General features: G+C 66.3%; 12 protein-coding genes. 5 read left to right on the forward strand and 7 right to left on the reverse strand.

Going from position 1 to position 12971, the window contains the following annotated elements; all coding sequences use genetic code 11:
- Positions 1–63: 63 nt before the first annotated feature.
- The 5 genes from C9412_RS02325 to C9412_RS02345 all read right to left on the reverse strand — a co-directional run bounded on the left by C9412_RS02325 (position 64) and on the right by C9412_RS02345 (position 6750).
- The gene (locus C9412_RS02325) at positions 64–372 is read right to left on the reverse strand and encodes a hypothetical protein (protein WP_107230136.1); all 309 of its coding nucleotides are present in this window, start codon (positions 370–372) and stop codon (positions 64–66) included.
- Between the two features lie 40 nt (positions 373–412).
- Positions 413–3997: a M1 family aminopeptidase gene (locus C9412_RS02330; RefSeq protein ID WP_107230137.1), complete on the reverse strand. Its 3585-nt coding sequence runs from the start codon at positions 3995–3997 to the stop codon at positions 413–415.
- 12 nt (positions 3998–4009) lie between these two features.
- Complete coding sequence (locus C9412_RS02335) at positions 4010–4912, reverse strand: ABC transporter ATP-binding protein (RefSeq protein ID WP_107230138.1); 903 nt, start codon at positions 4910–4912, stop codon at positions 4010–4012.
- A gap of 143 nt (positions 4913–5055) precedes the next feature.
- Positions 5056–5514, reverse strand: a complete 459-nt coding sequence (locus C9412_RS02340) for a GNAT family protein (protein ID WP_219906176.1) — start codon at positions 5512–5514, stop codon at positions 5056–5058.
- 207 nt (positions 5515–5721) lie between these two features.
- Complete coding sequence (locus tag C9412_RS02345) at positions 5722–6750, reverse strand: LacI family DNA-binding transcriptional regulator (RefSeq protein ID WP_107230140.1); 1029 nt, start codon at positions 6748–6750, stop codon at positions 5722–5724.
- Between the two features lie 292 nt (positions 6751–7042).
- Between C9412_RS02345 and C9412_RS02350 the strand changes: the two genes are divergently transcribed.
- From C9412_RS02350 to C9412_RS02370, 5 genes are all read left to right on the forward strand, one after another.
- Positions 7043–7618, forward strand: coding sequence for a single-stranded DNA-binding protein (locus C9412_RS02350; protein WP_010483495.1), 576 nt, complete (start codon positions 7043–7045; stop codon positions 7616–7618).
- A gap of 202 nt (positions 7619–7820) precedes the next feature.
- Entirely contained in the window at positions 7821–8717 is an 897-nt protein-coding gene (locus C9412_RS02355) for a TIM barrel protein (RefSeq protein WP_107230141.1), read from the forward strand.
- A 27-nt stretch (positions 8718–8744) separates the two neighbouring features.
- Positions 8745–10430: a GMC family oxidoreductase gene (locus C9412_RS02360; RefSeq protein WP_107230142.1), complete on the forward strand. Its 1686-nt coding sequence runs from the start codon at positions 8745–8747 to the stop codon at positions 10428–10430.
- The gene (locus C9412_RS02365; RefSeq protein WP_107230143.1) at positions 10430–11005 is read left to right on the forward strand and encodes a gluconate 2-dehydrogenase subunit 3 family protein; all 576 of its coding nucleotides are present in this window, start codon (positions 10430–10432) and stop codon (positions 11003–11005) included. Before C9412_RS02360 ends, C9412_RS02365 begins: the two co-directional genes overlap by 1 nt.
- The gene (locus tag C9412_RS02370; RefSeq protein WP_107230144.1) at positions 10990–11763 is read left to right on the forward strand and encodes a DUF1080 domain-containing protein; all 774 of its coding nucleotides are present in this window, start codon (positions 10990–10992) and stop codon (positions 11761–11763) included. The genes C9412_RS02365 and C9412_RS02370 overlap by 16 nt, the downstream gene beginning before the upstream one ends.
- Before the next feature lie 10 nt (positions 11764–11773).
- Here the strand turns inward: C9412_RS02370 and C9412_RS02375 are convergent, their stop codons facing one another.
- A complete protein-coding gene (locus C9412_RS02375; protein ID WP_181358656.1) occupies positions 11774–12070 on the reverse strand; it encodes a cytochrome c in 297 nt (98 codons plus the stop codon).
- An 18-nt stretch (positions 12071–12088) separates the two neighbouring features.
- Positions 12089–12955 (reverse strand): sugar phosphate isomerase/epimerase, encoded by an 867-nt coding sequence (locus tag C9412_RS02380; protein ID WP_107230146.1) that lies wholly within the window; start codon positions 12953–12955, stop codon positions 12089–12091.
- Positions 12956–12971: the final 16 nt, after the last annotated feature.

The raw sequence follows: 12971 nt of genomic DNA on the forward strand, positions 1-12971 counted from the left end.
TGCTCGGCTGCACCAAGCGGAACGTTCGAAATTCCGCAGCTGCATGCCCCGCACAACCGGGTGTCATGCAAGCGTCTGCGGGTAGTAGAGCAGCGCGGATCCTGTCTCCAGAGCTTCTTCGTAGAAGGCGGCAAAGCCACGGTAGGCCTCGCGGTTGAGTGCATCCACCTGCATGCGGCCACAACGCAGATCCTGGATGTCATCGAACCCGAAGCGGGTGCATTCGGCCAGCGCGAGGTCGAATGCATCGCGTTCGTCCTCCTGCAGCAGGAACAGCATGGCCCTGTGGCGTGCACCGATGCTGGGCGCGTCCCACTCGAACGCGCCGTTGCCGGTGTAGCGGCCACTGAAGCCGTAGATCAGCACGACCATGCTGTTTGCCGAGCTTGGCCCGGCACTACCGTACCGGGTCTCACATCGTCACCTTGCGCCGGTTGTCATCGCTCACCCGGTCGATCAGCTTGTTGTAGGGGTCAAAGCCCGCCTCATCCGGCTTCTCATCCACGGTCACCATGATCTTCGGTTCCGCCGTGGTGATGTGGTGGCGCTGCAGGTACAGCACCTTCTGGTCGCGCTCCTTGCCGGAAGGGCCATTGGCGAACACGCCGATCTCGATCCAGTCGTCCATCGTGCCAGTGCTCTCCTGGCCCTTGCCATCGGCATACTGCTTGGCCGCGTGCAGGTCCAGGGTCACGTCGTAGCGGCCGTCATCGCGCTTGCGTGCGCTGGCGGCCATCACCCGGTTGTCGTAGAAGCTGATCTTCTCGAACAGGTCGGTGACCAGCTGCTGGCGGTCGGCCGGCGTCTCGGCGCGGATGTAGGCCAGCAGTTCGCGCGAGGTGGTGTAGGGCGGCTGCTGGTAACCCTTGTCCTGCAGGAAGCGTTTCAACGCGCGGTTCAAGGCCTGCTCGCCGATCTCCTCGCGCAGCCGGTAGAACACCAGCGAACCCTTCTGGTAGTGGATGTACTGCTGGTTCTCCACCCGCTCCAGTGGCTGTTCCTCGATGGCCTCGCCACCACGTCCGGACAGGTAGCCATCCAGTTCGCGCTTGAGGAACTGGCGCATGTGCTGGCGGCCGTACTCCTGCTCCATCACCATCAGTGCCGAGTACTGCGACAGCGACTCGGACAGCACCGTGGCGCCCTGCATGTTGGCGCCGATCACCTGGTGCGCCCACCACTGGTGCGCGATCTCGTGCGCGGTCACGTAGAACACGTAGTCCACCTTGTCCGGATCACGCAGGTCGGCGATGAAGCCGATCGCTTCGGAATACGGGATGGTGTTGGCGAACGACTGCGCGAAACGCGCATAGCCCGGGAACTCGATGATGCGCACCTGGCGGTGCTGGTACTGGGTGAAGTTCGCTTCGTAGTAGGCCAGCGACTTCTGCACCGCCTCGATCATCCGGTCCACGTTGTAGCCGTGCGCCGGGTCGAAGTAGACCTCGATCGGAATGTCCTTGTACGTGCCCTTGCGCACCTGCCAACGCGCCGACAGGTAGGCGTAGAAATTCAGCATCGGCCGGTCCATGGCGTAGCTGAAGCAGCGCCGGCCGTTCACCGTGGTCTGGTGGCGCAGGTAGCCCGGGGCCAGCGCGACCTGGTCGGGCGCAGTGCAGACGGTGGTGCGGAAATCGAGCCAGTCGGCATCGTTGGAAATGTAGGTGTTGGCGCGCGCCGCTTCGTCTTCCAGCTTGGGCATGCGCCGCGGTTCGCCGAGATCACGCTTGCGGCGTTCGTTGCGGTCGGTGATCTCCGCGCCCTCGTTGTAGCCGAACGATGGCAGCACGCGGCTGTTGAAGAACGTGCCGTTGTCCACGAGGTTGCTCGGCGCCTGGCCGGCGGTGAGGCCGTTGGGCTTCTGCACTACCCGGAAATGGACGCTACGGCTTTCGCCTGGCCGCAGCGGCGTGTCCAGCCGGTAGATGCGGTAGCCCAGATCCTTGTCATGGAAGGTCAGCTTCTGTCCGCCAAGATCGGCCGCCAGCAGCTGCTTGTCGTCGCCCATCGTCACATGCAGGTCCTGGATGGGCTGCGCGTGCAGGTTGCGGATCGTCCAGTTCGCATCGATCACCATCGACTGCGATTCCGGGAACAGGTCCACGCGGTTGTCCACCGCCACGATGCGCGGCTGCGGCAGGTTGCGGTACTTCGACAGCTCACGCTCGTAGCGGGCCTGCAGGTCCAGCTGCTGGTCGGGCGAGAGGAACTCGTTGCGGATGTTGGTGCTCCAGTACAGCCAGCCGCCCACGCCGACGAACGCCAGTGCGGCCACGGCGGCGAACACGCCGGTCGGGCCGCGCAGGCGGCGGCCGGCCAGGGCCAGGCGCTGGCGCAGGCCCTGGCTGACACCGCGTACCCAGAAGGCCGAAGCCAGGCACATCAACGCGAGCAGGAACAACGCCCAGTAGCCCTGGAAGGCCAGCTGTCCGGCCAGGAAGTGGCCGTAGCCATTCATGTCCGAATAGGGAGCGATCGGCCAGCTGCCGAAGTTGTAGATGTTCTGCGTGTAGTCCAGCAGGCCCAGCACGCCCTGGCCGATCATCACCACGATCAGCAACGCGTAGCCGATGAACTTGTTGTTGGTCAGCACCTGCAGCACCAGCGCCAGGCCCCCCATCAGCACGTACACCACCGAGTCCAGCGCCAGGCTGCGCAGGTACAGCAGCGGCTCCAGATGGGTGTAGCCCTTGGCCAGCTGTACGCCCATCGCGGCCAGCGCACCGGCCGCCTGGAAGCAGACGATCACCGCCAGCAGCGCGGTGAACTTGGCCAGCAGCGGAACCCAGTTCGGCACCGGCATGGCATCGGTGACTTCATTGATGCGTGCGCTGCGCTCCTTCCACACCAGCTCGCCGGCGAAGAACAGCACGATGATCACCAGCAGCCAGCTGAAGGCGCCCTGCAGGGCCATGATCATCTGCGAGGTGACCGGCCAGATCGAGGTGCCGTACAGCGTCTGCCGGAACAGCGCGCTGGGCAGGAAGTTGGCCAGGCCCAGCACCAGCAGCACGATGAACGGCACGCTGCGCAGCACGCCGCGCGTGTCGAAGCGGACCTGGCGCAGGAACTGCTGCCACGCCGTGCCTGCCGTGAATGCCGGCGCCACGCGCGGAAGCGTCGCACGGCGGGGGCGGACGGCGCTGGCGTCGGCTGCCGGCAACGCGTGCCTGCGGCCCCAGCGGCGGCGCCCGCTGCCACTGCGCTCGGTACGGAACAGCGCGAAGGTGGCGGCGAACAGCACCGCGGTCACGCCCAGCCACAGCGCACGGTTGGCCAGCAGGTAACCGGTCAGCGCGGGAATACCACTGTTGCGCTCGGCGGTGGACCAGTAGCGGATGGTGCGGCCCAGCGCACGCATGCCCAGCGGCTCGCTCAGCACCGCGATCCAGGTGTTGTCGATGTCGCGCAGCAGCGCGGCGCTGGCGCCGAACAGCACCAGATAGGCGACCAGGCCGATGTAGATCCACAGGATCGAGCGGGTCACCGCGGCCAGCAGCGACAACAGTGCGGTGCTGAACAGCAGGTTGGGAATGACGATGACCGCGAAGGTCCAGGCAAAGCCCTGCCAGCTGATCGGGCCCATGCGGTCGGGGTCGACCCAGGGCATGAACGGCGCCAGCCACAGGCCGAACGCGATCAGCACATAGACCAGCAGCCCGGCGGCCAGGGCTGCGGCAATGCGCCCGGCCAGGTAATCGCGGCGCTTCACCGGGCTGGCGAAAATCAGCTCGGCCGTGCCCAGTTCGAAATCACGCAGCAGCGCATTGCTGACAAACAATGCAGTGACCAGCATGCCGAGCAGGGTGAAGATACCCAGCATCTGCGCGATCACCGTCGGCGCGTTGCTGTGCACGTTGCCGGTGCCGCCACCGATCTGTACCGCGTCGCTGGAGGCCGCGGCGAAGGCGAGCAGGGCGAACAGTCCGGCCAGCAGCCACAACAGCGGGGAACGCAGCTGCTCGCGCAGCTCGAAGCGGAAGAAGTTGAGGATCATGGTGTGCTCCGCTCAGGCTGCCGCGCGGGCACGGGCCTGCAGGCGCAGGCGCTGGAAGTACACGTCCTCAAGGTCGGGAGCCACGGCCGCGAAGCCATCGCCGGGGTCGTTGGCGCTGTGTACGTGGATCACCGGGCGGCCCCCCACCAGGCGGGTCGACAGCACCACATAGCGCGCCTCGTGGTCGGCCAGCTCGGAAGGATCGACCTGCTTGCGCCAGACCTGCTGCTGCAGCGCGTCGATGGCATCGGCCGGGCGCCCGGTCAGCAGCACCTGGCCCTTGTTCATGATCGCCATGGTCGGGCACAGGTCAGTCACGTCCTCGACGATGTGGGTGGACAGGATCACCGCCACGTTCTCGCCGATCGCCGCCAGCAGGTTGAGGAAGCGGTTGCGCTCCTCCGGGTCGAGACCGGCGGTGGGTTCATCGACGATCACCAGACGCGGGTCGCCGAGCAGCGCCTGGGCGATGCCGAAGCGCTGCCGCATGCCGCCGGAGAAGGTGCCCAGCTTGCGCTTGCGCGCGTCCCATAGGTTCACCTGCTGCAGCAGGCCGTCGACCACTTCGCGACGCTGCGCGCGCTGGGTCAGGCCCTTGAGCACCGCGAAATGCTCCAGCAGGTCCAGCGCACTGACCTTGGGGTACACGCCGAAATCCTGCGGCAGGTAGCCGAGCCGGCGCCGCACCGCATCCTTGTCGCGCAACACGTCGATCGGTGCTTCGCCGGGGATGCTGAGCACGGCCGAGCCGCTGTCGGCCTCCTGCAGAGTGGACAGCGTGCGCATCAGCGAGGACTTGCCGGCGCCGTTCGGCCCGAGCAGGCCGAACATGCCGCGCGGGATGTCCAGGCTGACGTTGTTGAGGGCATGCACGCCGTTGGCGTACGTCTTGGACAGCGAATCGATCTTCAGCATGCGACGTACACCTTTCCATGGGCGTGTCTGCGCGTTATCCGCGCATCGGCGCCGGTGCGCATCCGCCGTTGGTCATGGGGGGAGAATCCTGCGGTTGCGCGTTGGGGAGCGGCGGCGGTGAGGTCGCCGCCCCGATCGACGCCTCAGTCGGCCGTCACGTGCCGTCGCCAGCACAGCAGTGCACCGTCTTCGGCGTCGCTGCGCTGACCGACCACGGTAAAGCCATTGCGACGCAGCACCGCCTGCGAAGCGACGTTGCCCACCGCCGTTTCAGCGCTCAGGCAACGTACGCGCGCATCGTGCCGGGCCCATTCCACCAGCTCGGCCAGGGCCCGGCCGGCAAGACCACGGCCCTGGTGTACCGGCGCAACGCCATAGCCGATATCGAGCACGCCCTGCTCGGGTGCGCGGGTAATCGAGAACAGGCCGACCGCCACGCCGTCCTCGGTCACCAGCCAGGCGGCGGGTGCGAACACCGGTTCGATACGCCCGGCCAGGTCGGCCAGCATGGTCAGCACGGCAGGCGGGGCGATGGCATGCCCCTCGGAACACGGAGACAGCAACAGCTCGCGCAGATCCTGCGCGGAAGTGGGAACCAGCATGGAAACCTCGACAGGTTGAATGGCCCAAGGCGGGCATGACCGGTACGAGGGCGGGCGTGGGCGTCAGTCTCGACGCAGCGTGCCTTTCGCCGCCGTTACCGGTGCGGTGTGGGTGCGCTGGCGGAGGACAAAGGCCTTCTCCCGAAGAGGGCGTGCGATGCCGGGTCGGGCCCGGCGGTTGGGCGCAGCATAGCCGATGCAGTCGCCTCAGCGCTGCGAGGATTCGCGCACCACCAGCTTCACCGGGATGCTCTGGCTGTCCACCGGCTGCCGGCCGATCAGCGCCAGCAGGCGTTCGACCAGCAGCTGGCCGGCCTGCTTGGTGTCCTGCTGCACCGTGGTCAAGGCCGGCGACACCGAGGCGGCCAGTGGAATGTCGTCGAAACCGGTCACCGCTACGTCCTGCGGCACCCGCAGGCCCGCCTCGCGCAGGGCGCGGATCGCACCGATCGCGATCAGGTCGCTGGCCGCGCAGATCGCATCGATGGGTTCGCCGCGCGCCAGCAGCAGCTGGCAGGCCTCCTGGCCGGAGGCCTCGGTGGTGATGGCATCGTGCTGCAGCGCCGGTTCGGCGGCCAGACCGTGTTCCTGCAGTGCCGCCACATGGCCGCGGTAACGCTCCTGGAACTCCGGGTAGTGGCTGGAGGCATGGCCGAGGAAGGCGATGCGGCGGCAGCCCTGCTGCAGCAGGTGGGTGGTGATGTCATGCCCGCCCTGGAAATTGTCGCTGCCGATCGACACGCCGGGCTGGCCGGGCAGGGCGGCGCCCCAGCGCACGAAATGCGTGCCCTGTTCGACCAGCCGCTGCAGGCGGTCGCGTGATTGGTGGTAGTCGCCATAGCCGAGCAGGATGATGCCGTCGGCCTTGTTGCTGTCCTCGTAATCGGCCTGCCAGTCGGTGGACAGCTGCTGGAACGAGACCAGCAGGTCCTGCCCGTGCAGGGCGCAGGCACGGGTGATCGAGCCGAGCATCGAATGGAAGAACGGGTTGATCAGCGAGTCGTCGTTGGTCGGGTCTTCGAAGAACAGCAGGGCCAGGGTGCCGGCATTGCGCAGGCGCAGGCTGGAGGCGTTCTTGTCGACCTTGTAGTTCAGCTCGCGGGCGATACGCAGGATGCGCTCGCGGGTCTCGGCGTTGACCATCGGGCTGCCACGCAGGGCCCGCGACACGGTGGGCTGGGAGACCCCGGCCAGGTGGGCGATGTCCAGGGAGGTGGCTTTGCCTTTGATGGTCATGTGTGGACGCAGGGGGACAGATGGAAGGTGCGTGGGCATGATGCCATGGGCCGACGCGAATGCCCCTCTGGACGTCGGCCTGCGTGCAGGTAAGTCATTGCCGGACAAGGAAATCAGCCGGATCCTTCGGCGTGATCGGGGTCTCCTGACCGGGCGGATGGCGGCGGCAATGGTAAGATGCCTCGTTCTCGCATTCCCCCAAATTTCACCAGGGGCGGCCCAGCGTACTGCACCCCGCCCGGGGCTGTGCTATCACTGGCGGTCTGCCCCTGGACAACGGACGAAGGTACCTATGGCGCGCGGCATCAACAAAGTCATCCTGGTCGGCAATCTCGGCAACGACCCGGACGTGAAGTACACCCAGAGCGGCATGGCGATCACCCGCATCAGCCTGGCCACCACCAGCGTCCGCAAGGACAAGGATGGCAACCAGCAGGAACGCACCGAATGGCACCGCGTGGTGTTCTTCGGCAAGCTCGGCGAGATCGCCGGCGAGTACCTGCGCAAGGGCAGCTCGGTCTACGTCGAAGGCAGCCTGCGTTACGACAAGTACACCGGCCAGGACGGCGTGGAGAAGTACTCCACCGATATCGTCGCCGATGAAATGCAGATGCTTGGCGGCCGCGGCGAAGGCGGCGGTGGTGGCGGTGGCGGCAACTACGGCGGCGATCGCCCGCAGCGCCAGCAGGCCCCGCGCCAGGAGTACGGCGGTGGCGGTGGCGGCCAGCGTGGTGGCCAGGGCGGCGGCTATGGCAACCAGGGCGGCAACCAGGGCGGTGGCTACGGCAACCAGGGCGGCAACCAGCGCCCGCAGCCGCAGCAGGCGCCGCCGATGGACGACTTCGCTGACGACGATATTCCGTTCTGATCGAACGCGCGTCTGCAGCAGAAAAGAAAGCCCCGCTCATGCGGGGCTTTTCTTTTTCCACGATGTCATCGCAGTGGTGCCCCGCAGCATCGATTTTCGTGCACTGCGACTTGCAAACAGACAATTTCCTCCCCTATGGTGCAATCGATTGCATTGCGGCGAATCCGCAGCGTTTGATGCCGGTTGGGAGGCCGGAAGGTGGATGTCCATCCCTACGATCAAACCCGGCCCATCCCCGGGGCTTACGCGACGTGATGCGCTGCGTCTCGCCGTGGCCGGCAGCATTGGCCTGGGGGCAGCGGGCGCGCTGCCCGCATTCGCCGCCGATGCACCGCTGAAGGGCAACCTGAAGCACTCGGTGGCGCGCTGGACGTTCCCGCAGCTGTCGGTGGCCCAGCTCTGCCAGACGGTGAAGGACATCGGCTTCGCCGCCATCGATCTGGTCGGCCCCGAAGACTGGCCCACGCTGAAAGCCCATGGCGTCTACAGCTCGATGTGCAATGGCGCGGAGCTGGGCCTGACCAAGGGCTTCGCCGGCCGCCAGTTCCACGATGAACTGGTGGCGCGCTACACGCGGCACATCGACCTGGTGGCCGATGCCGGCTATCGCAATCTCATCTGCTTCTCGGGCAACCGCGACGGCATGGACCCGCAGGAAGGCATCGCCACTGCCGAGGCCGGTCTCAAGCGCATCCTCGGGCACGCCGAGAAGCGTGGGGTGGTGCTGGTGATGGAGCTGCTGAACTCCAGGGTCGATCATCGCGACTACCTGTGCGACCACTCGGCCTGGGGCGTGGAGTTGTGCCAGCGGCTGGGCTCGGACAACTTCGGCCTGCTCTACGACATCTATCACATGCAGATCATGGAGGGCGACATCATCGCCACCATCGGCAGGCACCACGCGTTCTTCAAGCACTATCACACCGCGGGTGTGCCGGGCCGGCATGAGATCGGTGACCAGCAGGAACTCAACTATCCGGCCATCTGTCGCGCGATCCGCGACACCGGCTTCCAGGGGTATCTGGCCCAGGAATTCATGCCTGCCGCGCCGGACCCGGTTGGCTCATTGCGCGAGGCGATCCGCCTCTGCGACGTCTGAAACGATATCCACCCAGGTGAGAAACCCATGGCAGATAATCACTACGACGCCATCGTTGTTGGCTCGGGAATCAGTGGCGGTTGGGCGGCAAAGGAACTGACCGAAAAGGGCCTGAAGGTCCTGATGCTCGAACGCGGGCGCAACATCGAGCACGTCAAGGACTACGTCAATGCGATGAAGGAGGCATGGGATTTCCCGCATCGCAACCGGCCAACGCAGGCGATGAAGGCCGAGTTCCCGGTGCTGATGCGCGACTACGGCCTGGCCGAGAACCTGGAAGGGATGTGGGCCAACGAGCAGGAATCGCCCTATATCGAGACCAAACGGTTCGACTGGTTCCGCGGCTACCACGTCGGCGGCCGCTCGCTGATGTGGGGCCGCCAGAGCTATCGCTTCTCCGACCTGGATTTCGAAGCGAACCTCAAGGACGGCATCGCCACCGACTGGCCGATCCGCTATGCCGACATCGCGCCCTGGTATGACCATGTGGAGAAATTCGCCGGTATCGCCGGCACACGCGAAGGTCTGGATGTGCTGCCGGACGGTGAGTTCCTGCCACCGATTCCGTTGAACATCGTCGAGAAGGATGTGGCGGCGCGGATCAAGAAAGCCTTTGGTGGAACGCGGCACCTGATCCACTCGCGCACCGCCAACATCACCAAGCCGATGCCCGAGCAGGGCCGCGTCAACTGCCAGTACCGCAACAAGTGCATCCTGGGCTGCCCGTTCGGCGCCTACTTCTCGACCCAGGCGGCGACGCTGCCGGCGGCGATGAAGACCGGCAACCTGACGCTGCGGCCGTTCTCGATCGTCAAGGAAGTGCTCTACGACAAGGACCGCAAGCGCGCGCGTGGCGTGGAGGTCATCGATGCCGAAACCGGGCAGACCTACCAGTACACCGCCAAGGTCATTTTCCTCAATGCGTCGTCGTTCAACTCGACCTGGCTGCTGATGAACTCGGCCACCGATGTCTGGGACGGCGGGCTGGGCTCCTCCTCGGGCGAACTGGGACACAACGTGATGGACCATCACTTCGGTGCCGGCGCCTCCGGCCGCGTCGAGGGCTACGAGGACAAGTACTACTTCGGCCGTCGCCCCTGTGGTTTCTACATTCCCCGCTTCCGCAACATCGCCGCCGAAAAGCGCGGCTACCTGCGCGGGTTCGGCTACCAGGGCGGCGCCAGCCGCACCGGCTGGTCGCGCGAGATCGCCGAACTGAACATCGGTGCCGACCTGAAGGAGGCGCTGACCGTGCCCGGTGACTGGCGCATCGGCATGACCGGTTTCGGCGAGATGCTGCCGCACCACGACAACACGATCCGGCTGGATCGGCAGCGCAAGGACAAGTGGGGGCTGCCGGTGCTGGCGATGGACGTTGCCATGCGCGCCAACGAACTGGCCATGCGCAAGGACATGGCCGCCGATGCCGCCGAGATGCTGGAGGCGGCCGGGGTCAAGGACGTGAAGATGCACGACAACGACTACGCGCCGGGCAAGGGCATCCACGAAATGGGAACCGCACGCATGGGCCGTGACCGGAAAAGCTCGGTGCTGAACGCGCACAACCAGGTCTGGGACGCGCCCAACGTGTACGTGACCGATGGTGCTTGCATGACCTCCAGCGCCTGCGTGAACCCTTCGCTGACCTACATGGCCTTGACCGCGCGCGCCGCCGACCACGCCGTGCGCGAACTGAAAGCGGGGAACCTGTGATGGATCGGCGCGAACTGCTGAAGATGATCGTCGCCGCCACGGGAGCGGCGATGGTGGGCCTGCCGGCGCTGGTGCACGGGCAGGGGGCGGCTGCACCCACACAGGTCCGTTTCTCCGACGCCGATGTCGGCATGCTCGATGAGATCGCCGAGACCATCCTGCCGCGGACCCGGACGCCAGGTGCCAAGGACGCCGGCGCTGGCGCATTCATGGCGACGTTCGTCAGCGACTGCTACACAGCCCGGCAGCAGGCCACGTTCCGCGCCGGGCTGGCTGACATCGACAAACGCGCCGGTGGCCGCTTCGTCTCACTCACACCAGAGGCCCGCACCGGACTGCTGCGTGTTCTGGACGCGGAGGCCAGGGCACGCCCTGCCGAGGTGACCGAGACCGGCACCGCCGAGGAGGGCGAAGCAATGCCGCATTACTTCACGATGATCAAGCAGTTGGCGATCTTCGGCTTCTTCACCTCCAAGGTCGGTGCGACCGGGGTGCTGCAGTACGTTGCCGTGCCAGGGCGCTACGACGGCGATCTGGCCTATGTTCCCGGCACTCCTGCATGGGGGACCAGCTGATGGAGCGCACGATGAGGATCAAGCCGCTATTGATCGCCGCTGGCGTGCTCGCCGCTGCACCTGCGTTCGCGCAGGCCGCTGCCGATCCTGCGCGCGATCCGAAGAAGACCGAAGTGTGGTCACCCGTGCCGGCGATCGTGGCCACGCCGGCGGGCGCCGCGCCTTCCGACGCGATCGTGCTGTTCGATGGCAAGGATCTTTCGCGCTGGGAGTCCGAGCAGGGCGGGCGCGTGCCCTGGACCGTCGCCGACGGCGCGATGACCGTGGTGCCGGGCAGCAAGGGCATCCGCACCCGGCAGGGCTTCTGCGATGTGCAGCTGCATGTCGAGTGGCGCACGCCGGTCGAAACCCAGGGCTTTGACGGTCAGAACCGCGGCAACAGCGGCATCTTCCTGCAGGGACTGTACGAGCTGCAGGTGCTCGACAGTTACAACAACCGGACCTACGCCAACGGCCAGGCCGGCTCGATCTACAAGCAGGCCTTGCCGTTGGTGAATGCCTCACGGGCGCCGGGGCAGTGGCAGGCCTACGACATCATCTGGAAGGCCCCGCGCTTCTCGCCGGGCGGCGGGCTCGTCTCGCCCGCGCGTATCACCGTGCTGCACAACGGCGTGCTGGTGCAGGATGACACCGTGCTGGCGGGCAAGACCGAGTACATCGGCGCACCGTCGTACTCGCCCCATGCCTGCGCGCCGCTCTATCTGCAGGAGCACGATTCGAAGGTCAGCTACCGCAACATCTGGGTACGCGAGCTGTAATGCCGATCAACTACTTCGCCAGGTAACTGGCGATGTCGTCGATCTCCTGCTGCGACAGCTGTGGAAACGGCGGCATCAGTCCGCCGCCTTTCCGGATCTTGTCCTTGATCTGCGCGCCATCCAGGCGCTTGCCAATATCGGTGAGCGCCGGGAACGCCCCCGGCATGCCGGCGCGGTCTGCCCCATGGCAGGCGGTGCAGTTCGCGCTGTAGAGCTTGGCGCCGGCAGCTGGATCGTCCTTGCTCCAGCCGGTGGTCGCAAGCGTTGCGCCACACAGCATCGCCGCCAGTTTCAGTATCGTCTTCAAGCGAGTCTCCTTCGCGGGCTAGCGCTGTGCGCCGGCGGGCGGGCTGACGGTCAGGTGTTCACGCAGGTAATCCGCGCCGGACTGGATCACCCTGGCCGGATCGCGTGGCTGGTCGTGTTCGAGGATGTACCACTGCACGCCGGCGGCGGATGCGGCCGGCAGGATCGCGTTCCAGTCCAGCACGCCCTGGCCGACGGCGGCGAAGCCACCTTCGTCCTCGGCCTGGCCCTTGGCAGCGTTGTCCTTAGCGTGCACCGCGAACAGGCGGCCGCGGAACTTGCCCAGCATCACGGCCGGGTCGTGGCCGGAGCGTGCCACCCAGGCCAGGTCCAGTTCGGTCTGCAGGTCAGGTCCGGCGGCGGCAAACAGCAGTTCCAGGCCGGTCCTTCCGTTGAAATCGACCAGCTCGAAGTCGTGGTTGTGGTAGGCCAGGTGCATGTCCTTGGCGCGCACCTGTTTGGCGAGGCGGCCCAGCTCCTGGCCCAGTGCGGTCCAGCCGGCCGCATCGGTCGGCCGGTCCTTCGCATCCAGGTAAGGCACCACCAGCGTGGTGTTGCCGATCGAACGGTTGAAGGCCACCACGCCGTCCAGGTCCCGGCGCAGCTCGGCCAGTGCCACGTGCGACGAGATCGCCTTGATCGCATACCGGTCCAGCAGCTGCTTGAGTTCGCTGGCGCTGACGCCCTGCGTGCCGACCGTTTCCACCGCATGCACGCCGGCGTCGTGGACGATCTTCAGCTGCTGGTCGAGCGATCCGGCATTGCGCAGCGAGTACATCTGCACCGCAATGGGCTTCTGCGCGGCGACGGCCTGCCCTGCAAAGGCGGGCAGGGCAGCAAGCAGCAGAAGTGCGAGCGCTGTGGTTCGGCGGACAGGGGCTTTCATCAGGCGTTCCTCCCGG

The organism is Stenotrophomonas sp. Nf1, assembly GCF_003028475.1.
In the GTDB taxonomy this organism is placed as follows: domain Bacteria; phylum Pseudomonadota; class Gammaproteobacteria; order Xanthomonadales; family Xanthomonadaceae; genus Stenotrophomonas.

What these genes read in the sequence shown, in the direction of transcription:
- C9412_RS02325 (WP_107230136.1), bottom strand. Translation starts at nt 372, where the DNA reads ATGGTCGTGCTGATCTACGGCTTCAGTGGCCGCTACACCGGCAACGGC.
- C9412_RS02330 (WP_107230137.1), bottom strand. Translation starts at nt 3,997, where the DNA reads ATGATCCTCAACTTCTTCCGCTTCGAGCTGCGCGAGCAGCTGCGTTCC.
- C9412_RS02335 (WP_107230138.1), bottom strand. Translation starts at nt 4,912, where the DNA reads ATGCTGAAGATCGATTCGCTGTCCAAGACGTACGCCAACGGCGTGCAT.
- C9412_RS02340 (WP_219906176.1), bottom strand. Translation starts at nt 5,514, where the DNA reads ATGCTGGTTCCCACTTCCGCGCAGGATCTGCGCGAGCTGTTGCTGTCT.
- C9412_RS02345 (WP_107230140.1), bottom strand. Translation starts at nt 6,750, where the DNA reads ATGACCATCAAAGGCAAAGCCACCTCCCTGGACATCGCCCACCTGGCC.
- C9412_RS02350 (WP_010483495.1), top strand. Translation starts at nt 7,043, where the DNA reads ATGGCGCGCGGCATCAACAAAGTCATCCTGGTCGGCAATCTCGGCAAC.
- C9412_RS02355 (WP_107230141.1), top strand. Translation starts at nt 7,821, where the DNA reads ATGTCCATCCCTACGATCAAACCCGGCCCATCCCCGGGGCTTACGCGA.
- C9412_RS02360 (WP_107230142.1), top strand. Translation starts at nt 8,745, where the DNA reads ATGGCAGATAATCACTACGACGCCATCGTTGTTGGCTCGGGAATCAGT.
- C9412_RS02365 (WP_107230143.1), top strand. Translation starts at nt 10,430, where the DNA reads ATGGATCGGCGCGAACTGCTGAAGATGATCGTCGCCGCCACGGGAGCG.
- C9412_RS02370 (WP_107230144.1), top strand. Translation starts at nt 10,990, where the DNA reads ATGGGGGACCAGCTGATGGAGCGCACGATGAGGATCAAGCCGCTATTG.
- C9412_RS02380 (WP_107230146.1), bottom strand. Translation starts at nt 12,955, where the DNA reads ATGAAAGCCCCTGTCCGCCGAACCACAGCGCTCGCACTTCTGCTGCTT.